17 protein-coding genes are annotated in these 19974 nt (G+C 71.3%); 2 read left to right on the top strand and 15 right to left on the bottom strand.

What is annotated here, in order from left to right; translation table 11 throughout:
- Nucleotides 1-108 precede the first annotated feature (108 nt).
- Genes aroB through ACFQPD_RS03685 form a run of 10 tightly spaced genes read right to left on the bottom strand, consistent with a single transcriptional unit; the run spans nucleotide 109 to nucleotide 9949 of the window.
- A complete protein-coding gene (gene aroB, locus ACFQPD_RS03730) occupies nucleotides 109-1188 on the bottom strand; it encodes a 3-dehydroquinate synthase (protein ID WP_385898586.1) in 1080 nt (359 codons plus the stop codon).
- Nucleotides 1185-1682 carry a shikimate kinase gene (locus ACFQPD_RS03725; protein WP_353081340.1) on the bottom strand — a complete coding sequence of 166 codons (498 nt, stop codon included), beginning with the start codon at nucleotides 1680-1682 and terminating at the stop codon, nucleotides 1185-1187. Before ACFQPD_RS03725 ends, aroB begins: the two co-directional genes overlap by 4 nt.
- Nucleotides 1679-2875 (bottom strand): chorismate synthase, encoded by a 1197-nt coding sequence (aroC, locus tag ACFQPD_RS03720; protein ID WP_068751371.1) that lies wholly within the window; start codon nucleotides 2873-2875, stop codon nucleotides 1679-1681. The genes ACFQPD_RS03725 and aroC overlap by 4 nt, the downstream gene beginning before the upstream one ends.
- Before the next feature lie 13 nt (nucleotides 2876-2888).
- Nucleotides 2889-3704 (bottom strand): shikimate dehydrogenase, encoded by an 816-nt coding sequence (locus ACFQPD_RS03715; RefSeq protein ID WP_385898582.1) that lies wholly within the window; start codon nucleotides 3702-3704, stop codon nucleotides 2889-2891.
- Complete coding sequence (gene mltG, locus ACFQPD_RS03710; protein WP_385898580.1) at nucleotides 3698-4813, bottom strand: endolytic transglycosylase MltG; 1116 nt, start codon at nucleotides 4811-4813, stop codon at nucleotides 3698-3700. The genes ACFQPD_RS03715 and mltG overlap by 7 nt, the downstream gene beginning before the upstream one ends.
- Nucleotides 4810-5271, bottom strand: a complete 462-nt coding sequence (gene ruvX / locus ACFQPD_RS03705) for a Holliday junction resolvase RuvX (protein WP_068751370.1) — start codon at nucleotides 5269-5271, stop codon at nucleotides 4810-4812. Before ruvX ends, mltG begins: the two co-directional genes overlap by 4 nt.
- A complete protein-coding gene (alaS, locus tag ACFQPD_RS03700; protein WP_385898577.1) occupies nucleotides 5264-7915 on the bottom strand; it encodes an alanine--tRNA ligase in 2652 nt (883 codons plus the stop codon). Before alaS ends, ruvX begins: the two co-directional genes overlap by 8 nt.
- Before the next feature lie 25 nt (nucleotides 7916-7940).
- Nucleotides 7941-8174, bottom strand: coding sequence for a DUF6167 family protein (locus ACFQPD_RS03695; protein WP_385898574.1), 234 nt, complete (start codon nucleotides 8172-8174; stop codon nucleotides 7941-7943).
- Nucleotides 8171-8545: a DUF948 domain-containing protein gene (locus ACFQPD_RS03690; protein WP_068751367.1), complete on the bottom strand. Its 375-nt coding sequence runs from the start codon at nucleotides 8543-8545 to the stop codon at nucleotides 8171-8173. The genes ACFQPD_RS03695 and ACFQPD_RS03690 overlap by 4 nt, the downstream gene beginning before the upstream one ends.
- A 33-nt stretch (nucleotides 8546-8578) precedes the next feature.
- Nucleotides 8579-9949, bottom strand: a complete 1371-nt coding sequence (locus tag ACFQPD_RS03685; RefSeq protein WP_385898571.1) for a replication-associated recombination protein A — start codon at nucleotides 9947-9949, stop codon at nucleotides 8579-8581.
- A gap of 61 nt (nucleotides 9950-10010) precedes the next feature.
- Between ACFQPD_RS03685 and ACFQPD_RS03680 the strand changes: the two genes are divergently transcribed.
- Nucleotides 10011-11234, top strand: a complete 1224-nt coding sequence (locus tag ACFQPD_RS03680) for a multidrug effflux MFS transporter (RefSeq protein ID WP_353081347.1) — start codon at nucleotides 10011-10013, stop codon at nucleotides 11232-11234.
- Between the two features lie 181 nt (nucleotides 11235-11415).
- Here ACFQPD_RS03680 and aspS read toward each other — a convergent pair whose 3' ends face one another.
- The 3 genes from aspS to ACFQPD_RS03665 form a co-directional block, all read right to left on the bottom strand.
- Nucleotides 11416-13203, bottom strand: a complete 1788-nt coding sequence (gene aspS, locus ACFQPD_RS03675) for an aspartate--tRNA ligase (protein ID WP_385898568.1) — start codon at nucleotides 13201-13203, stop codon at nucleotides 11416-11418.
- A gap of 79 nt (nucleotides 13204-13282) precedes the next feature.
- Nucleotides 13283-14617, bottom strand: coding sequence for a histidine--tRNA ligase (gene hisS, locus ACFQPD_RS03670; protein ID WP_385898565.1), 1335 nt, complete (start codon nucleotides 14615-14617; stop codon nucleotides 13283-13285).
- A 19-nt stretch (nucleotides 14618-14636) separates the two neighbouring features.
- On the bottom strand, nucleotides 14637-15296 hold the full coding sequence (locus ACFQPD_RS03665; protein ID WP_385898563.1) for an MBL fold metallo-hydrolase: 660 nt from the start codon (nucleotides 15294-15296) through the stop codon (nucleotides 14637-14639).
- 30 nt (nucleotides 15297-15326) lie between these two features.
- On the opposite strand from ACFQPD_RS03665, the gene ACFQPD_RS03660 reads away from it, so the two are divergent.
- A complete protein-coding gene (locus ACFQPD_RS03660) occupies nucleotides 15327-16571 on the top strand; it encodes a DUF349 domain-containing protein (protein WP_385898560.1) in 1245 nt (414 codons plus the stop codon).
- A gap of 2 nt (nucleotides 16572-16573) precedes the next feature.
- Here ACFQPD_RS03660 and ACFQPD_RS03655 read toward each other — a convergent pair whose 3' ends face one another.
- Nucleotides 16574-18847, bottom strand: a complete 2274-nt coding sequence (locus ACFQPD_RS03655; protein ID WP_385898557.1) for a RelA/SpoT family protein — start codon at nucleotides 18845-18847, stop codon at nucleotides 16574-16576.
- Between the two features lie 37 nt (nucleotides 18848-18884).
- Entirely contained in the window at nucleotides 18885-19973 is a 1089-nt protein-coding gene (locus ACFQPD_RS03650; RefSeq protein WP_385898555.1) for a potassium channel family protein, read from the bottom strand.
- Nucleotide 19974: the final 1 nt, after the last annotated feature.

The raw sequence follows: 19974 nt of genomic DNA, 5'->3' as shown, positions 1-19974 counted from the left end.
AGGGGTCTCCTCGTTCGAGTGTCGTGGGGGCGCTGTCCGGCCAACGCGGCAGTCTACCCGAGCCCGCCGCGTTCTCCTATCCGCGACCGAGGCGCGGAATCGCCCCGGTCAGGTGGTGGCGAGCTCGCGGTAGGCGCGTTCAAGGACGGTCTCGTCGGGGGCGTCCAGGATCACGGGGGCGCCCAAGGCGGAGAGCCCGACGAGCCGCAGCCGGTCCCCGCGGGCCTTCTTGTCGAGGCTCATGAGGGCGCGTAGCTCCGGGTAGGCCCCGCCGGGGTAGGTCAGCGGTAGTCCGAGCCCGCCCAGGAGGTGGTCGTGCAGCGCGACGGCCGACCCGTCGAGTCCGAGCAGGTCGCGCGAGACGCGGGCCATCCAGGCCATGCCGACGCTGATGGCGTCGCCGTGCCGCCAGGTGTAGCCGGCGTGGGCCTCGATCGCGTGCCCGAGGGTGTGGCCGTAGTTGAGGGCCTCCCGTCCGACCCGGGAACCCGACGAGGTGGCCTCGCGGAAGTCCGCGGCGACGACCGTGGCCTTGACGGCGACCGCCCGTTCGACGAGCTCGGCGAACCTGGGTCCGGTCGTGTCCGTGCTGTCGGCGAGGTCACCCGACGCCAGGTCCAGGATGCGCGCGTCGGCGATGAAGCCGCACTTGACGACCTCGGCCAGCCCCGCCCGCACGTCCCGGTCGGGCAGGGTGTCGAGGAGCGCCAGGTCGCACAGCACCGCGCGGGGTTCGTAGAAGGCGCCGACGAGGTTCTTGCCGGCAGGCAGGTTGATGCCGGTCTTGCCGCCGACGGCGGCGTCGACCATCGCCAGGACGGTGGTCGGGACGCTGATGTAGGCGACGCCGCGCAGCCAGGTGGCCGCGACGAAGCCGGCCAGATCCGTGGTGGTGCCGCCGCCGAGTCCGATGACGACGTCGTTGCGCGTGAGGCCCGCGTCCGCCATCGCGTTCCAGCACGCGGTGAGGACCTCGGGGGTCTTCGCGCGCTCCGCATCGGGAACCTCGACGAGGGTGACGGGCCGGTCGAGGCCGGCGGCCACCGCGCGCGCCACCGCCGCCACGGCCGGGGCGTGGACGAGCGCGACGCGGTGAGCGTCGCCGAGCAGACCGGGCAGACGGCCTAGGGCTCCCCGCTCGATGTGCACGTCGTAGGGGCCGAGGGCCGAGTGGACGCGGACGCTCATCCGGCAGTCCGCTCCGACGCCAGCTGGTCGGCGACCTCGGAGCTGCCGCGGCCGTCAGTGTCGACCACCTGCGTGGCGAGCGCCTCGTACACCGGGGTGCGCTCGCGCAACAGTTCGATGAGCCGCCCGCGGACGTTGCCCAGCAGCAGCGGCCGCACCGTGTTCATGCCGACCCGGCGCGTCGCCTGCCCGATGGACACCTTGAGCCAGATCACCTCGTGCCCCGTGAGGGCGTCGCGGACGGCGGGGTTCATCACCGCGCCGCCGCCGAGCGACACCACGTCATAGGTCTCGAGCAGCTCGACGGTGGCCTCCTGCTCCAGCTGCCGGAAGTAGGCCTCGCCCTCCTCGGCGAAGATCTCCGCGACGGGCTTGCCGACGACCTCCTCGATGCGCTGATCGACATCGACGAACGTGCGCCCCAGCTTGCGGGCCAGCCGCTTCCCCACGGAGGTCTTGCCGGCGCCCGGGGCTCCGATCAGAACGATGCTCATCGGCCGATCCTCAGACCGCGCGCCGCGACATCGGCGAGGTAGGACTCCGCGTTGCGCCGGGTCTCGGCCACCGAGTCGCCGCCGAACTTCTCAAGCACCGCCTCCGCCAGCACCAGCGCCACCATGGCCTCCGCGACCACGCCGGCCGCCGGCACCGCGCAGACGTCGGAGCGCTGGTGGTGCGCGGCGGCGGGCTCGCCGGTCGCGGTGTCGACGGTGCGCAGCGCGCGTGGCACGGTCGCGATGGGCTTCATCGCCGCGCGCACGCGCAGCACCTCGCCCGTCGACATGCCGCCCTCGGTGCCGCCGGCGTGGTGGGTCGCCCGCGCGATGCCCCGCTCGCCGGGCAGGATCTCGTCGTGCGCCGCGGAGCCGCGCCGGCGGGCCAGCTCGAAGCCGTCGCCCAGCTCGACGCCCTTGATGGCCTGAATGCCCATGAGAGCCCCGGCCAGGCGGGCGTCGAGGCGCCGGTCCCCCTGCGTGTGGGACCCGAGGCCGGGCGGCAGCCCCCACGCGACCACCTCGACGACGCCGCCCAACGTGTCGCCGTCGCGGTGGCAGGCCTCCACCTCGGCCTGCATGGCCACCGAGGCGTCGGCGTCGAAGCACCGCACGGGGTCGGCGTCGATGGCGGGCAGGTCGCCCAGCGTCGGCAGGTCGCCGCGGGTCGCGCGGACGGGGCCGAGTTCGACGACGTGGCTGAGGACCTCGATGCCGAGGGCCTGCTGGAGGAACGCCTGGGCCACGGTTCCCAGCGCCACGCGCGCGGCGGTCTCGCGGGCCGAGGCCCGTTCGAGGATCGGGCGCGCCTCGTCGAAGTCGTACTTCTGCATGCCGGCGAGGTCCGCATGGCCCGGGCGCGGCCGGGTCAGCGGGGCGTTGCGCGCCAGCGCGGCCAGCTCCTCGGCATCGACCTCCTCGGGCGCCATGACGCGCTCCCACTTCGGCCACTCGGTGTTGCCCACCATGATCGCGATGGGCGAGCCGAGCGTCTCGCCGTGCCGGAAGCCCGCCAGCAGGGTGACCTCGTCGGCCTCGAACTTCATCCGGGCGCCGCGTCCCACACCGAGGCGGCGGCGCGCGAGGTTCGCGGAGACCTCCGCGGCGCCGACGCGGACGTGGGCCGGCATGCCCTCCATCGTCGCGATGAGCGCACGCCCGTGGGACTCTCCGGCGGTCAGGTATCGAAGCATGGGCGTCATTGTGTCAGAGTCGCGAGCGGCGGCTGAGCTCCTGTTCGGCCGCGGACCGGCAGCCCTCGAACGTCACCTGGTGCCCGGTCATGAGGAAGAACTGGTCGACCGCCTGCCCGGCGAGCAGGTCCAGCCCGTTGAGGGCCGGGGTGCCGGCCGCGTCCGCCGCGCGGGCCAACGGAGTCGGCCACGGATCGTAGAGGACGTCGAACACGACACCGGCCGCAGCGGCCAGCCGCGTCGCGTGCGGGGCGGTGGCGGCGGCCGGCACGGTGTTGGCCACGAGATCGACGGCGGGCAGCGGCTCCTCGAGGCCGCGCGCCTCGGCGACGACACCCAGCACCGCGGCCAGTTCCAGGAGCGCCTCGGCACGCTGGGGCACGCGCGCCAACACCACCAGGTCACGCAGCCCCAGCCCGGCCAGCGCCAAGAGGATCGAGCGGGCCGTCGCGCCGTTGCCCACGACGGCGGCCGACCGGATGTCGGCGAGGCCGTGTGCCCGCCAGGCCCGGACGAACCCCGGCACGTCGGTGTTGTAGACCCGCGGCGTCGGGCCGAAGATGAGCGTGTTCCCCGCGCCGAGGAGCCGCGTGGGCTCGTCCGGATCGCCGTGGGCGAGGATGGCGTCTTTGTGCGGCGCCGTGACGCTGAGGCCCGCCCATGCCGGGTCGGCGGCGCAGCCGCGCACGAAGTCGTCGAGACCCTCGGCAGGGACCGTGTGCGCGTCGTAGACCCAGTCCAGGCCGTGGGCCGCGTAGCCGGCGTGGTGGATCGCCGGTGACAGCGAGTGACCCGCCGGGTCCCCGACGACTCCGGCCCGTCTCAGCATCGCCCGGCGTTGGCCTGACACCACTGCTGGAACAGGGCCACGTTGGCGTTGTGTTCCTCGATGGTGGCGGCGAAGCGGGTCTCGCCGGTGTCGAGGTCCACGGTGACGAAGAACAGCGCGTCGCTGTCCGCCGGCATGAGGGCCGCCTCGAGCGCGGTGCGGCCCGGGTTGCTGATCGGTCCCGGGGGAAGGCCGGGGTTCTTGTAGGTGTTGTACGGCGAGTCGACGGCGCGCTCCTCGGCCGTGGTGGTGACCGTGTCGAACCGCCCGACCGCGTAGTGCACGGTGGAGTCCATCTGGAGCGGCATCTCGGCGGCCAACCGGTTGTAGATGACGGCGGCCACCTTCGGCTGATCCTCGGGCTCGCTGACCTCGCTCGCGATGATGGAGGCGATGGTTACGACGTCCAGGGGCTCCACCTGCATCTCCGCGGCACGGCCCTCGAGCCCCATGTCCTCGGCGACCCGGCCGAACTGCTTGACCTGGGTTGCCAGGATGTCGGACGCCTTGGGGGGTTCGCCGACCGCGTACTTGGCCGGGAACAGGAAGCCCTCGAGCTTGCCCTGGGCGTATTCGGGCAGGGCGTAGATGCTCGTGTCGGAGGCCGCGGCGGTGACATCGGCGACTGCCAGCCCCGTCTTGTCGGCGATGATGTCGGCCTGCTCCGCCGCCGTGGTGCCCTCGGGGAAGGTCACCCACAGCCGCTCCTGGTTCGCGGGGTCCAGGAGCATGTCGAACGCCGTCTCGGCCGGCAGCTCGGTGCGGAGGTTGAACCGCCCGGCCTGCAGCTTGTCCGAGTCGCCGCTCTGCTGGGCCACGTTCCGGAAGGTGCGCGTGGACTTCACGACGCCGGCCTCGACGAGGATGTCGCCGATCTGCGTGACGCTGGCCCCGCGCGGGATCACCACCTGGACCGGGTCCTTGCCCTCGCCCATGTAGTCCTCCTCGGTGCGCCACGCGAGGTAGGCGTCGTTGACCTTGGAGTACACGAACCACCCACCCCCGATCAGCACCGCGAGAGACAGCAGCACCGCGAATGTGCTGCGCGCGTAGTAGCCGATCTTCCGCCAGTCGAGCCGGGAATCGTTGTCGAACAACGTGGGACTCACGTTTCCTCCTTCGCCGCGGGTTCACCGACAGGGGCGCCCTCGCGCTCCTCGCCGTCGAGCGCCCGTTGCAGGATCTCGACGGCGGCCGCCTGATCGATCACACTGCGCTGCTGCCTGGCGCGCCGGCCGGCGGAGCCCAGACTACGTGACGCCGACGCGGTGCTCATCCGCTCGTCGACCAGCCGGACCTCGACGGGCGTCACCCGAGCGGCCAGCTGGGCGGCCTTGGCCAGGACGAACTCCGCCGCGTGGGATCGGGCGCCGCCGAGGGTGAGCGGCAGGCCGACGTACACGACGTCCGGGTCGTACTCGGCGACGAGCTCCGCCAGCCGGACCAGCTCCCCGGCCCCGGCCGGGACCGTCTCGACGGGGTACGCGAACGACACCCCGGGGTTGCAGGCCGCGACACCGATGCGCGCCTTGCCCCAGTCGATGCCGAGGCGCGCGCGGTCAGGCACGCGCCGCCAGAGCGTCGCGGACGGCCCGCAGCGCCTGCGGAGCCGCCGACGCGTCAGTGCCGCCGCCCTGAGCGAGGTCGTCCTTGCCGCCGCCCTTGCCGCCCAGTTCCGCGCAGGCCACCGAGATCAGCTGGCCGGCGCGGAGCCCGAGGCCGCGGGCGGCCTCGTTCGTCGCGACGAGCGCCGTCGGCTTGTCGGCTCCGCCGATGAGCGCCACGACAGCCGGATCTGAGCCGAGCCGTTCGCGCAGGTCCAGGGCGAGCGTCCGCAGGTCGTTGCCCGCGACACCGGGCACAGTGATGCCCAGGTACCGGACCCCGGCCACGTCGACGGCATCGCCGACCATCCCCGCGGCCGAGGCCAGCAGCCGTTCCGCGTTGAGGGCGGCGATCCGCTTCTCGGCGTCCTTGAGCTGCGCCACGAGCCGCTCGACGCGCCCGACCAACTGGTCGGGCTGAACGCGCAGCGTGTCGGTCAGCTCCGCGACCAGTGCGCGCTCCGCGGCGAACCGCTGGAAGGCGTCGCCGGCCACCAGGGCCTCGACGCGGCGCACACCGGATCCGATCGAGGCCTCCGTGATGAGGTTGAGCACCCCGATCTCCGCGGTCGTCCCCACATGCGTGCCGCCGCAGAGCTCGCGGGACCACGGTCCGGCGAGTTCCACCATCCGCACCACGGGGGGGTACTTCTCCCCGAACATGGCCATCGCGCCCAGCGCCTTGGCCTCCTCGAGCTTCATCTGCTGCGCGGTGACCGTGAAGTTGTCGACGATGGCCTGGTTCGCCCGCGCCTCCACCTCGGCGCGCATCTGGTCCGACAGCGCCTGGGGCGAGGAGAAGTCGAAGCGCATGTAGCCGGGCTTGTTGTAGGAGCCCGCCTGCGTCGCGGTGGGGCCCACCAGCTCGCGCAGCGCAGCGTGCACGATGTGCGTCGCGGTGTGCGCCTGCGCGGCTCCGTGGCGCGCGATGGGGTCGACGTGCGCCTCGGCCCCGGCCCCGGCCGCGAGCTCGCCGAACACCTCGACCCGGTGCACGACCAGGCCCGGCACCGGGCGCTGGACGTCCAGCACCTCGAGGGTGAATCCATCGCCGACGATGCGGCCGCGGTCCGCGTCCTGGCCGCCCGCCTCGGCGTAGAACGGGGTCTCCTCCAGCACGATCTCGACGGTGCTGCCGTCGGCCGCGCGGTCCACCACGGCGCCGTCGGCGATGATGCCGCGCACCCGGGTGGCCGCGTCGAGGTCGGTGTAGCCGAGGAAGGGAATCTCGCCGCGCTCGCGCAGCTCGCGGTACGCCTCCATGGAGGCGGCGCCACCCTTCTTGGCCTTCGCGTCGGCGCGGGCGCGCTCCTTCTGCTCACGCATGAGCTCGTCGAACTTGCCCCGATCCACGGTGAGGCCCTGCTCGGCGGCCATCTCCATGGTGAGGTCGATCGGGAAGCCGTACGTGTCGTGCAGCTGGAACGCCTGGTCGCCGGCGAGCGCGGGGGTCGCCGCCGACTTCGCCTGCGCGACCGCCGTGTCGAACATCACAGTGCCGGCCTGCAGCGTGCGGCGGAAGGACTCCTCCTCAGCCGCCGCGGCCTGCGACACGCGCGCCCAGTTGTCGTCGATGTCCGGGTAGGACACTCGCATGAGATCCCGCGACACCGGCAGCAGCTCGCTGAGGACGGGGTCCTGCACGCCGAGGAGGCGCATCGAGCGGACGACGCGGCGCAGCAGGCGACGCAGCACGTAGCCGCGGGCCTCGTTGCCGGGCGTGACGCCGTCGGTCATCAGCATGAGCGACGAACGGACGTGGTCGGCGACGACGCGGAACCGCACGTCGTCGGTGGGGTCAGCGCCGTAACGCCGGCCGGAGAGCTCCGACGCCTTCGCGATGACGGGGAACACCTCGTCGATCTCGTACATGTTGGCCACGCCCTGCTTGAGCAGCGCGACGCGCTCCAGACCGGACCCGGTGTCGATGTTCTGGCTGGGCAGCGGCCGCAGGACGTCGAAGTCGTCCTTGGCGCGCACCGCCGAGAGCTCCTCCTGCTGGAACACGAGGTTCCAGATCTCGAGGAAGCGGTCCTCGTCGACCACAGGTCCGCCGTCACGGCCGAACTCGGGGCCACGGTCGATGTAGATCTCGGAGCAGGGACCGCCGGGGCCGGGGACGCCCATGTGCCAGTAGTTGTCCTTCAGGCCGCGTTCCTGGATGCGGTGCCGGGGGATGCCGACCTGCTGCCACAGGTCGATGGTCTCCTGGTCCCCATGCAGAGCGGTGACCCACACGGACTCAGGGTCGAAGCCCCAGCCGCCGTCGTCCTCGGAACCCGTCACCAGGTCCCAGGCGTAGCGGATGGCGCCTTCCTTGAAGTAGTCGCCGAAGGCGAAGTTCCCGAGCATCTGGAAGAAGGTGCCGTGGCGGGTGGTCTTGCCGACCTCGTCGATGTCCAGGGTGCGCACGCACTTCTGCGAGGACACGGCGCGCTTGAAGGGCGCCGGCTCGTCGCCGAGGAAGTACGGCTTGAACGGCACCATGCCGGCGTTGACGAACAACAGCGTCGGGTCGTTGTAGAGCAGGGAGGCGCTCGGCACGACGGTGTGGTCGCGGGCGGCGAAGAAGTCGACGAAACGGCTCCGGATCTCGGAGGTCTTCATGCGGATAGGTCCTCGGGGAAGTGGATCAACGGGTGGGGGTGGGGAGGTTGAGCTCTCGGCGCAGCTCGGCCTCGCGTTCGGCGGCGGCGGCGCGGAAGGTGGCGACGAAGTCCCCGAAGCTCGCGGCGGCGCGGTGCCCCTGCTCGACGACCTGATCCTGCACGCCGCGGGGCGTGACCTGGTACAGCAGCTGCTTGCCGCGCAGCACGACGAAGACGGCCAGCCCTGCGCCGACGAGGAGCCAGAACAGCCTGCTCACTTCTTCTTCCGTCCCTGGAAGGCCTTGCGGACCCCGTAGGTGAAGGCGGCCGTCTTCACCAGCGGACCGCCGAGCGTCGCGGCGAACAGCGTGGACATCTGCGCGGCGTTCTCGGTCACGACGGTGGCGTGGCCGGAGGCCCGGCTGACGTCGTCGGTCACGACACTCAGCTTGGCCAGCTCGTCGTTGGTGGCGACGACGGTGCCCTTCAGCTCCTGGAGGACGGGGACGGCGTTGTGACCGAGGTCACGCACGGCCAGCCGCACCTCCTCGAGCACCCGGCCCAGCTTGAGCAGCGGTCCGGCCATCAGGGCGACGAGCACGCACAGTGCGATCGCGGCGATGAGCCCGGCGATCTCTCCAACGGTCATGGGGGTCCTCCTCCAACTTCGGACGCCGTAACTCTAGCCGACGGCCCCACCGTCGAGGAGGCGGCGCAGCGTCGCGACCCGGTCCGCGATGGCGGCCTCCTGGCCGTGGTCGGTGGGCCGGTAGTAGCGCGTGCCCTCCAGATCGTCGGGGAGGTACGTCTGGGCGACGACGCCGTGGTCGAAGTCGTGGGGGTAGCGGTAGCCCTGTCCATGGCCCAGCTTGGCGGCCCCGGCGTAGTGGGCGTCGCGGAGATGCGGGGGGACGAGTCCGCCCTTGCCTCGTCGGACGTCGGCGACGGCCTCGTCCAGCGCGAGATAGGCGGCGTTGGACTTCGGGGCGGTGGCCGCGGCGACCGTGGCGTGGGCCAAGGTGATCCGCGCCTCCGGCATGCCCAGGAGTTGCACGGCCTGCGCCGCGGCGACACAGGTCTGCAGCACCCCGCTGGCGGCCATGCCGATGTCCTCCGAGGCCGAGATCATGAGGCGCCGCGCGATGAATCGCGGGTCCTCCCCCGCCTCGAGCATGCGGGCGAGATAGTGCAGGGCGGCGTCGACGTCGGAGCCGCGGATCGACTTGATGAAGGCCGAGATGATGTCGTAGTGCTGGTCGCCGTCGCGGTCGTAGCGCACCGCCGCGCGGTCGGCCGAGGACTCGACCGCCGCCTGGTCGATGACGCCGGTGCCCAGTGCCTCGGCCGCGGCGGCCGACTCCTCGAGGTAGGTCAGCGCGCGGCGGGCGTCGCCGCCCGACAGCCTGACGATGAGGTCGCAGGCGGCTGGCTCGAGGCTGAACTGATCCCCCGACGCCCGGCGCACTCCCCGGTCGTCGGTGAGCGCGCGCTCCAGAAGGCCGACCAGGTCGGCCTCGGTCAGCGGCTGCAGCCGCAGGAGGAGGGACCGCGACAGCAGGGGCGAGATGACCGAGAACGACGGGTTCTCGGTGGTGGCGGCGATGAGGGTCACGAGCCGGTTCTCGACCGCGGGGAGCAGGACGTCCTGCTGCGCCTTCGAGAAGCGGTGGACCTCGTCGACGAACAGGACGGTCGCCTGGCCGCGTGCCAGCTCGCGGCGGGCGGCCTCGATCTCGGCGCGGACCTCCTTGACGCCCGCGGTCACGGCGGAGAGTTCGACGAACCGGCGGTTCGTGGCGCGAGAGACGACGGAGGCGATCGTCGTCTTCCCTACCCCCGGCGGCCCCCACAGGAACACCGACATGGGCTGGCCGTCCGCCAGACGCCGCAGAGGCGACCCGGGGGCGAGCAGGTGCTGCTGGCCGACGATCTCATCGAGTGAGCGCGGCCGCATCCGCACCGCGAGCGGTGCCTGGGGGTTGGCGGCGTCGCCGAGGGATCCCCCGCGCGTCGGGGGCGTGGGGTCCGGGGTGCCGAACAGGTCCGTGCTCACCGGTCCCACTCTAACGACCCCCGGTTTGTTTGAAACCGAAACCATCCTAGGATGGTGGGTTGTGGCATCCCACCTCGGCAACCAGTTCTCGCGACGCCGCCGCATCGCCATCATCATCACTCTCGGGATGTTGACCGGGCTCGGCCCGTTCACCATCGACCTCTACCTTCCGGCCTTTCCGGCGCTCAAGGCCGACCTGCTGCTCTCTGACGCGCAGGTCCAACTGACGTTGTCGGCCACCACGCTCGGGTTCGCCACCGGTCAGCTGCTCGTCGGACCGCTCAGCGACCGCCTCGGGAGGCGTATTCCGCTGATCGCGTGCTCCATCCTGCACGTGGTCTCCTCTGTGCTCGTCGCAGTGGCGCCGACGGTGGAGTTCCTCACCGCCATGCGCCTGCTGCAGGGCGTCGGCGCGGCCGGCGGTGCCGTCGTGGCCATGGCCATGGCCCGCGACCTCTTCAGCGGCCGACCCCTGGTCGTGATGCTGTCGCGGCTGGCGCTGATCTCCGGGCTCGCGCCCATCGTCGCCCCCATCGTGGGGTCGTGGATGGTCAGCTTCATGCCCTGGCGCGGGGTGTTCTGGGGTCTGGCGGCGTACGGCGCCGTCGTCATCGCGCTCATCGTCGTCATGACGGTCGAGACCCGACCTCCGGCCGAGCGGACGCGCGGGGGGCTGGGGCCCGTCGGGCGCGCGTTCCGGGCCGTGTTCTCGGACCGGTTGGCGGTCGGGGCGATCCTCATCGCGGCGTTCAGCTTCGGCGCGCTGTTCTCCTATGTCGCCAGCTCGTCGGTGCTGCTGCAGGAGGTCTACGGCCTCTCCCCCAGCGGCTTCGGCACCGTCTTTGCGATCTGCTCCTTCGGGGTCTTCGTGGGCGTCCAGTTGGGCAGCCGGCTCGCGCAGCGGTGGGGCCCCCAGTGGGTACTGGTGCTCGCGACGTCGCTGATGGTGACCGCCGGGCTGGCGGTGTTCGTCGTCAACGCCGCGGACGTCGGCTACGTGCCGCTGGTGCCGGCCCTGTGGCTGCTGACGTTCGGGTTCGGGCTGTCGGCCCCGTGTGGCCAGATCCTCCTGCTGCACAACCACCGCCAACACTCGGGCACGGCGGCGTCGCTCATGGGCGCGGTGACGCAGATCGTGGGCTCCACCGTCGGCCCGCTTATCGGCCTGGTGCCGATGACGAGCGCCGTGCCGATGGGCACCGGCATCCTGGTGTGCGCGCTGCTGGCGACTGCGGCGCTGTGGCTGGTGTTGCGCCCCCGCTCGGTGCCGAACCTGCTCGGCTGACCCGCCCCTCACCGACACGAATGTGCCGCCCGGGCGCTCCTCGCGCCCGCCTACGCGCTCGAGGGCGCTGTTCCACGGCGTGTCGTGCCAGTGGGCCCGGCCCCGGCGCCCGACACCGAACAGAACCTACGCCCGGGGAAAGCGCCCGGCACCGGACTGGACCGGCGCCGGGCGCCGGCCGCTACTTGGCCGCGTCCTTAGGCTCGGGCTTGGCGTCGACGCCTGCCTCCTTGCGCTGCTGCGCGGAGATCGGCGCCGGCGCCTGCGTCAGCGGGTCGTAGCCGCCGCCGCTCTTGGGGAACGCGATGACGTCGCGGATCGACTCCGAGCGGCTCAGCAGGGCCACGATGCGGTCCCAGCCGAACGCGATGCCGCCGTGCGGCGGGGCGCCGAACTGGAACGCGTCGAGGAGGAAGCCGAACTTCTCCTGCGCCTCCTCGGCGCCGATGCCCATGACCTTGAACACGCGCTCCTGCACGTCGCGGCGGTGGATACGGATCGACCCGCCACCGATCTCGTTGCCGTTGCACACGATGTCGTAGGCGTAGGCCAGCGCGCCGCCGGGGTCCGTGTCGAACGTGTCGAGGCACTCGGGCTTCGGCGACGTGAACGCGTGGTGCACGGCCGTCCAGGCGCCCTCACCGACGGCGACGTCACCCTCGGCCTTGGCGTCCGAGGCGGGCTTGAACAGCGGCGCGTCGACGACCCAGAGGAAGCTCCAGGCGTCCTCGTCGATGAGCCCGCAGCGCTCGCCGATCTCGTTGCGCGCCGCGCCGAGCAGCGCCTGGGAGGCTGCCCGGGCGCCGGCGGCGAAGAAGATACAGTCGCCCGGCTTCGCGCCGGTGGCGTCGGCCAGGCCGGCGCGCTCCGCGTCGGAGAGGTTCTTCGCGACGGGACCACCCAGCTCGCCGGCGTCGTCGAGGGTGACGTAGGCCAGCCCCTTGGCGCCGCGCTGCTTGGCCCATTCCTGCCACGCGTCGAAGGTGCGTCGCGGCTGGGACCCGCCGCCTGGCATGACGATGGCGCCGACGTACGGCGCCTGGAACACGCGGAACGTGGTGTCGGCGAAGTACGAGGTGAGTTCGCTGATCTCCAGGTCGAAGCGCAGGTCCGGCTTGTCGGAGCCGTAGCGGTCCATCGCGTCGAGATACGTGATGCGCGGGAACGGCGTGCTGAGCTCGACGCCGGTGAGCGACCAGATCTCCCGGATCAGTTCCTCGCCGAGCTCGATGACGTCGTCCTGGTCAACGAAGCTCATCTCGACGTCGAGCTGGGTGAACTCGGGCTGGCGGTCGGCGCGGAAGTCCTCGTCGCGGTAGCAGCGGGCGATCTGGTAATAGCGCTCCATGCCGGCGACCATGAGCAGCTGCTTGAACAGCTGCGGCGACTGCGGCAGCGCGTACCACGACCCGGGCGCGAGGCGGGCCGGGACGATGAAGTCGCGGGCCCCTTCCGGGGTGGAGCGGGTCAGCGTCGGGGTCTCGATCTCGACGAAGTCGCGGGCGTGCAGGACGCGGCGGGCGGCCTGGTTCACCTGCGAGCGCAGGCGGATCGCCGCGCCCGGTGCCGGGCGGCGCAGGTCGAGGTAGCGGTACTTGAGCCGCGCCTCCTCGCCGACGTTGACGCGCTCGTCGATCTGGAACGGGAGCGGGGCCGAGGTGTTGAGCACCTCCAGCTCGGCGATCGCGACCTCGATCTCGCCGGTGGGCAGGTCGGGGTTCTCGTTGCCCTCGGGGCGGACCTCGACGACGCCGGTGACCTTGATGCAGTACTCGTTGCGGAGGTCGTGCGCACCGGTGGCGGCCAGCAGCTCGTCGCGGATCACGACCTGCACCCGCCCCGAGGCGTCCCGCAGATCGATGAAGGCGAGCCCGCCGTGGTCGCGGCGCTTGGCGACCCATCCGGCGAGGACGACGGTCTGGCCTGCGTGCTCGCGGCGAAGCGTTCCGGCATCGTGGGTGCGGATCACGGTGTTCCTTTCTGATCGGCTGCATAGACGGTGCAGCTCGGACGAGCCATGCTAGCCGCGCGGGGCGGGCGCACGTGAATCAGTCGGCCGGTCCCACGACCGGGACCAGGTCCGCGGCGGGGGGCTCCCACGTGTCCGGGGACGCGGGCTGCTGATCCCCGGATCGGATGTCCTTGACGGAGTCGTCGTAGCCGGCCCCGAACCAGACGAAGGGGATGCCGCGCCGCTCCGCGTAGCGGATCTGCCGGCCGAACTTGTCGGCCTTGGGCGCCACCTCGACGGCAATGCCGCGAGCGCGCAGTGCCCCCGCGACAGCGATGGCCCGCTCGCGCGACTCCTCGTCGTCGACGGCGACCAGCACGGCGCTCGGCACGCTGCGCGAGGCCACCAGGCGGCCGCGACCGATGAGCGGCGCGAGGATCCGGGTGATGCCGAACGAGTAGCCGACGCCCGGGAAGGTCACCTTCCCGTCGCTGGCGAGGGAGTCGTAGCGCCCGCCGGAGGCCACGGAGCCGAGCTTCTCGGATCCGACGAGGAACGTCTCGTAGACGGTGCCGGTGTAGTAGTCGAGCCCGCGGGCGATCCGGAGGTCGGCGACGACCCTGCCCGGGGCCTGGCGGCCGGCGACCCGCATGAGGCCGGCGAGTTCGTCGAGTCCCTGGTCGAGGAGTTCGTGCTGGACGCCGAGGGCCCGGACCCGGTCCACGACCGACTCGTCCTCGGTGGCGATGCCGGCCAGCTCCACGCAGGCGCGGGCCTGGGCGGTGGTGAGACCCAGTTCTCCGGTGAGGAGCTCGACGACCGCGTCGGGGCCGATCTTGTCGTACTTGTCGACCCGCTGCAGCACGGCGGCGGGGTCCTCGATGCCGAGGCCGCGGTAGAAGCCCTCGGAGAGCTTGCGGTTGTTGACCCGCAGGCTCACGGGGGGCAGGCCGAGGTCGCGGCGCAACGTCTCGAACACGTCGAGTGCCACCAGCGGGATCTCGACGTCGTGGTGCGCCGCGAGCGCGCCCTGCCCGACGATGTCGATGTCGGCCTGCGTGAACTCGCGGTAGCGGCCCTCCTGCGGGCGCTCCCCGCGCCACACCTTCTGGATCTGGTACCGGCGGAAGGGGAAGGCCAGGTGCCCGGAGTTCTCCAGCACGTAGCGGGCGAAGGGGACGGTGAGGTCGAAGTGCAGCCCCAGTTCGTCGGCGTCGCCGGCCTCGGCGTGCAGCCGCCGGACGACGTAGATCTCCTTCTCGATCTCGCCCTTGCGCGCCAGCTGGTCCAGCGGCTCGACGGCGCGGGTCTCGATGGGCGCGAAGCCGTGCAGCTCGAAGGTGGTGCGCACGACGTCGAGCACGCGGTTCTCGACGATGCGTCCCGCGGGGAGGAACTCGGGAAATCCGCTCAGCGGCTTGGGGCGGGGCACGTGCAACCTCACTTTGGCGTCAACGAAGGTAACTGTTGGTGTCGAGTTCCTCGGCGAGGGTGGTGGGCCGGCCGTGCCCCGGCAGGAGCACGACGTCGGCGGGGAACCGCTCGACGATGCTCCGCAGCGAGCGGCGCATCTCGGTCATGCTACCGCCGGGCAGATCCGTGCGGCCGATGGTGCCCGCGAAGATGACGTCGCCGGTGAAGACGACGCGGGTGTCGGCGGCGGTGACGTCGAGCAGCGTCGATCCGGGCGTGTGCCCCGGGGCCGAGAACGGGCTGACGTGGAGGCCAGCGAGCTCGATGTCCCCGGTCAGGTCGCGGACGTCGGCGACGGGGGGCAGCGTGTCGGTGCCCGTGAGTTGGCGCATGAGCGCGGTCCCCTGCGGGCCGAGGCCGTCGCCCGGCCGTTCCAGTAGGTGACGGTCGGCGGCAGCGATGTGCAGCGGGATCTCCCAGCGGGCCGCCAGCAGGTGGGCGTCGCCGACGTGGTCCAGGTGGCCGTGCGTCGCGAGCAGCGCGACGGGCGTGACGCCCCGCTCCTCGACGTAGCGCGCGACTGGCTCCGCGGCCGTGATCCCGGGGTCCACGATGACGCACTGCGTCGCCTTCTCGTCGGCGAGAACGACGTAGCAGTTGGCCTGCCAGGGCGATACCGGTATGGGCTGGATGAGCACGACCCCACCCTATCCCGCTAGATTTGGCGCATGAGCGAACCGCAAGCGCCCTCCGACTTCGGCCGCGTCGATCCTGACGGCACGGTCTACGTCACGGTGGGTGACACCGAACGAAGTGTCGGGCAGATCCCCGACTCCACCCCCGACGAGGCCATGGCCTTCTACGTCCGCCGCTACGAGAACCTGGCCGCCGAGGTCGGCCTGCTCGAGGCGCGCGTCGCCGCCCAGGCGATGTCGCCCGAAGAGGCGCGCACGGCCATCGCCACGGCCCGCACGAACGTGATGGAGGCCAACGCCGTCGGCGACCTGCAGGCCCTTGCCGCCCGCCTCGACGCCCTGAGCGAGGTGCTGCCCGCCCAGATCGAGGCCCGCAAGGCGCAGCGCGCGGAGCAGAACGCCGCCACCGTCGCCGCGAAGGAGGCCATGGTCGCCGAGGCGGAGACCCTGGCCGCCGGCGAGGACTGGCGCGGCGGCGTCGACCGGTTCCGGGTGCTGCTCGACGAGTGGAAGGCACTCCCCCGCGTCGACCGGGCCACGGACAACGAGCTGTGGCACCGTTTCTCATCCGCGCGCACGCAGTACACGCGGCGCCGCAAGGCCCACTTCTCGGACCTGAACCAGCGCCGCGACACCGCCAAGGCCGCCAAGGAGGCGATCATCGCCGAGGCGGAGCGGCTGGCGGAGTCGACGGACTGGGGCGCCACCTCGGCCGCCTTCCGGGATCTCATGCAGCGCTGGAAGGCCGCGGGCAGCGCCCGCCGCGGCGAGGACGACGCCCTGTGGACCCGCTTCCGCGGGTTGCAGGACAGGTTCTTCGAGGCGCGGACCGCCGCGCAGAGCGCCGTCGACGGCGAGCAGGCCGAGAACCTGGCCGCCAAGCAGGCGCTGGTCGACCAGGTGGAGCGCGACCTCGAGGGCGTGACCGACGTGGAAGCCGCCAAGGCCACGCACCGCGAGTTCCTGGCGAAGTACAACGAGGTGGGCCACGTGCCGCGCGCCGCCATGCGCGACCTCGACGGCCGCGTCCGCGCCATCGGCGACAAGGTATCGGCGATGGAGGCCGAGGAGTGGAAGCGCACGGACCCCGAGGCGCGCAAGCGTGCCGAGGACACCGTGGCGATGTTCGAGGCTCAGATCGCCAAGCTCCAGGCGGACCTGGCGGCGGCCGAGTCGAAGGGCGACGCCCGGAAGGCCAAGGACGCCGCGAGGTCCATCGAGACCTACCAGAGCTGGCTGGACCAGGCCCGGGCCACCCTGGCCGACTTCACGCGCTGAGGCTAGCCGACGACGCGGAACACGTCGTAGACGCCGGGGACCCGGCGCACCTGACTGATCACATGCTGCAGGTGCGTCGGGTCCGCTGCTTCGAAGGTCATGCGCCCGCTGAACTGCCGCTGCTTGTTGGTGGTGATGTTGACCGACAGGATGTCGACGTGCTGTTCGGACAGCACCGACGACACGTCCGACAGCAGCCGTGACCGATCGATGCCCTCGACCTGGATGGTGACGAGGAAGGTCGCTCCCGGCTCGCGCGCCGACCAGGCCACGTCGACGATGCGCTCGGGTTCCTTCTTGATCAGCGCCGGGACGTTGGTGCAGTCCGCGCGGTGGACCGACACGCCCTCGCTGCGCGTGACGAAGCCGATGATCTCGTCGCCCGGCAGCGGGTAGCAGCACTTGGCGAACTTGGCCGCGACCGAGTCGTCGCCGTCTACCAGCACATGGGCCCCGTCGCGCACGGGCCGGCGGCGCTGCTTGACGACGATGTCCTCAGTGACCGTGTCGACGGTCTCCTCCTCGCCGCCGTGCAGCACGATGAGCTTCTCGACCACGCCCTGTGCGCCGAGGTGCCCCTCACCGATGGCGTTGTAGAGCGAGGAGACGTCCTTGAAACCCAGCTCGTTGGCGACCGCCGTGAGGTTCTCCAGCGTGAGCAGGCGCTGCATCGGCAGCCCGGTGCGCCGCAGGTCCTTGGCGAGGGCCTCCTTGCCCTGCTCAATGGCCTCGTCCCGGCGCTCCCGGGAGAAGTACTGGCGGATCTTCTGCCGCGCCCGCGACGAGACGACGAACCCGAGCCAGTCCCGGCTCGGGCCCGCGCCCTCCGCCTTGGAGGTGAGGATCTCGACCTTGTCCCCCTGCACGAGCCGGGTGCTGAGCGACACCAGCCGGCCGTTGACGCGGGCGCCGATGCAGCGGTACCCGACCTCCGTGTGGACGGCGAACGCGAAGTCGACGGGCGTGGCGCCGACCGGCAGCGCCATCACCTCCCCCTTCGGGGTGAAGACGTAGATCTCGTCGGCGTTGATCTCGAACATCACGGAGTCGAGGAACTCGCTGGGGTCCTCGGTCTCCTTCGACATGACGCCCAGCTGGTGCATGGCCCGCAGCCCGGCCTCCTCGGGCGTCACGCCGTGCTTGAGGTCCTCCTTGTACTTCCAGTGCGCCGCGACACCGTACTCGGCGCGTCGATGCATCTCGTGCGTGCGGATCTGCAGCTCGACGGGCTCGTTGTTGGCGCCCAGCACCGTGGTGTGGAGCGACTGGTACATGTTGAACTTCGGGCCGGCGATGTAGTCCTTGAACCGGCCCGGGATCGGCTTCCACGCTGCGTGCGCCACGCCGAGCACCGCGTAGCAGGTGGGCGTGTCCTCGACCAGGACCCGCAGCCCGATGAGGTCGTAGATCTCCTTGAAGTCGCGCCCGCGCACCATCATCTTCTGGTAGATCGAGTAGTAGTGCTTGGGGCGGCCGTAGACGGTCGCGGTGATCTTGGCGTCGGTCAGCAGCGTCTGGAACTGGCCGATGAGCTCGCGCAGGTACCGCTCGCGGTAGGGGGCCTGCTGCGCCACCATGTCGACGATCTCGGCGTAGATCTTCGGCTCGATGATCGCGAACGACAGGTCCTCGAGCTCCCACTTGATGGTGTTCATGCCCAGGCGGTGGGCCAGCGGCGCGAAGATGTTCAGGGTCTCGGTGGCGATCCGCACCTGCTTGTCGGGGCGCAGGAAGCCGAGGGTGCGCATGTTGTGGAGCCGGTCGGCGAGCTTGATGACCAGGACGCGCACCTCCTCGGAGGTCGCCATGATCATCTTGCGGATGGTCTCGGCCTTGGCGGTCTCGCCGTAGGTGAGCTTGTCGAGCTTCGTGACGCCGTCGACCATGCGGGCGACCTCGTCGGAGAAGTCCTCGCGCAGCTGCTCCAGCGTGTAGGGGGTGTCCTCGACGGTGTCGTGGAGCAGCGCGGCCACCAGGACGGGCTCGGTCATTCCGAGCTCGGCGAGGATCGTGGCGACGGCGAGCGGATGCGTGATGTACGGATCCCCCGACTTGCGCTTCTGCCCCTCGTGGCAGCGCTCCGCGACGCGGTAGGCGCGCTCGATGAGGTCGAGGTCGGCCTTGGGGTGGTTCGACCGGACGATCCGGAACAGCGGATCCAGCACGGCGCTCTTCGAGCGGACGGCCCCCAGTCGGGCGAGGCGATGCCGCATCCGCAGCCGGGGCTGCTCGGGGCCGGTGACCAGTCGTGACACTCCGGTCAGCTCATCGGTCATGTCCGGCCTCCCCTCACACAAGCGCTGTCAACCAATCCTAGCTGTCCGGGTTGAAGGCTCCGAGGATGTGTTTGGCGTCGCGAACCGGCGGCTGCGCGCGGCGCACGACGATGAGCTCGTCGCCGATCTCGATCCGGGCTGCGGTCTGGTCGTAGAACCGGCGCAGCGTGCCGTTGCGGATGATGCCGATGACGCGCTCCCCCTGCACCGCCGACGGCGGCTGCCCGGCCTCGTGGGGTTCGGCGAGACGCTGGTGCACCTCAAGCCCCTCGGCGCCGGTCAGCATGTCCTGCATGATCGTGCCCAGCTCGGGGCCGAGCGCCGACAGGCCCAGCAGGCGGCCCACCGTCTCCGACGACGTGACGACCGACGAGGCCCCCGACTGCCGCACGAGCGGCACGTTCTCGTGCTCGCGCACCGCGACGACGACGCCGGCCGTGGGGTTGAGCTGCCGGACGGTCAGGGTGGTGAGGATGGCCGTGTCGTCGCGGTCGAGCGAGATGATCACCTGTTTGGCCTTGCTGATCTCCGCCCGGCGGAGCAGCTCGCGCCGGGTGGCGTCGCCCTGGAAGGCCGCCAGCCCGTCGAAGTTGGCGTCCGCGACAGCGCTGGCGTGCTGGTCGATGACGAGGATTTTGTCCGGCGACTCGCCCTGCCGGCGCAGCGTGTTGACCGCGCTGCGGCCCTTCGTGCCGTAGCCGATGACGACGACGTGGTTGCGCATCTTTCTCCTCCAGAACAGGTCCGCGATGCTGCGGCTGCCCTCCTTCGTCAGCACCTCGATGGTGGTGCCGACGAGCAGGACCAGGAAGCCGATGCGCAGCGGCGTGACGACGAGCACGTTCATGAGGCGGGCATGGGCGGCCACCGGGGTGATGTCGCCGTAGCCGGTCGTGGTCATCGTGACGGTCGAGTAGTACAACGCGTCGAGCAGCTGCACGCCGTCGCCGGCCGTGTTGTCGATGTACGCGTCGCGGTCCAGCCACACGATGAACGTGTTGAGCATGAGGATGAGCAGCGCCAGCGCCGTCCGCCGGGCGAGCTCCTTGAACGGCGACAGGGAGATCCGGGGCAGGCTGACCAGCGAGAGGACACCCTCGCGGCCGCCCGGCTCCAGTTTCGCCATG

It is taken from the genome of Tessaracoccus sp. O5.2 (assembly GCF_964266725.1).
Classification (GTDB): domain Bacteria; phylum Actinomycetota; class Actinomycetes; order Propionibacteriales; family Propionibacteriaceae; genus Arachnia; species Arachnia lapidicapta.
The sequence above is the reverse complement of the archived record's forward strand: the minus strand, read 5'-3'. Positions and strand labels throughout refer to the sequence as shown.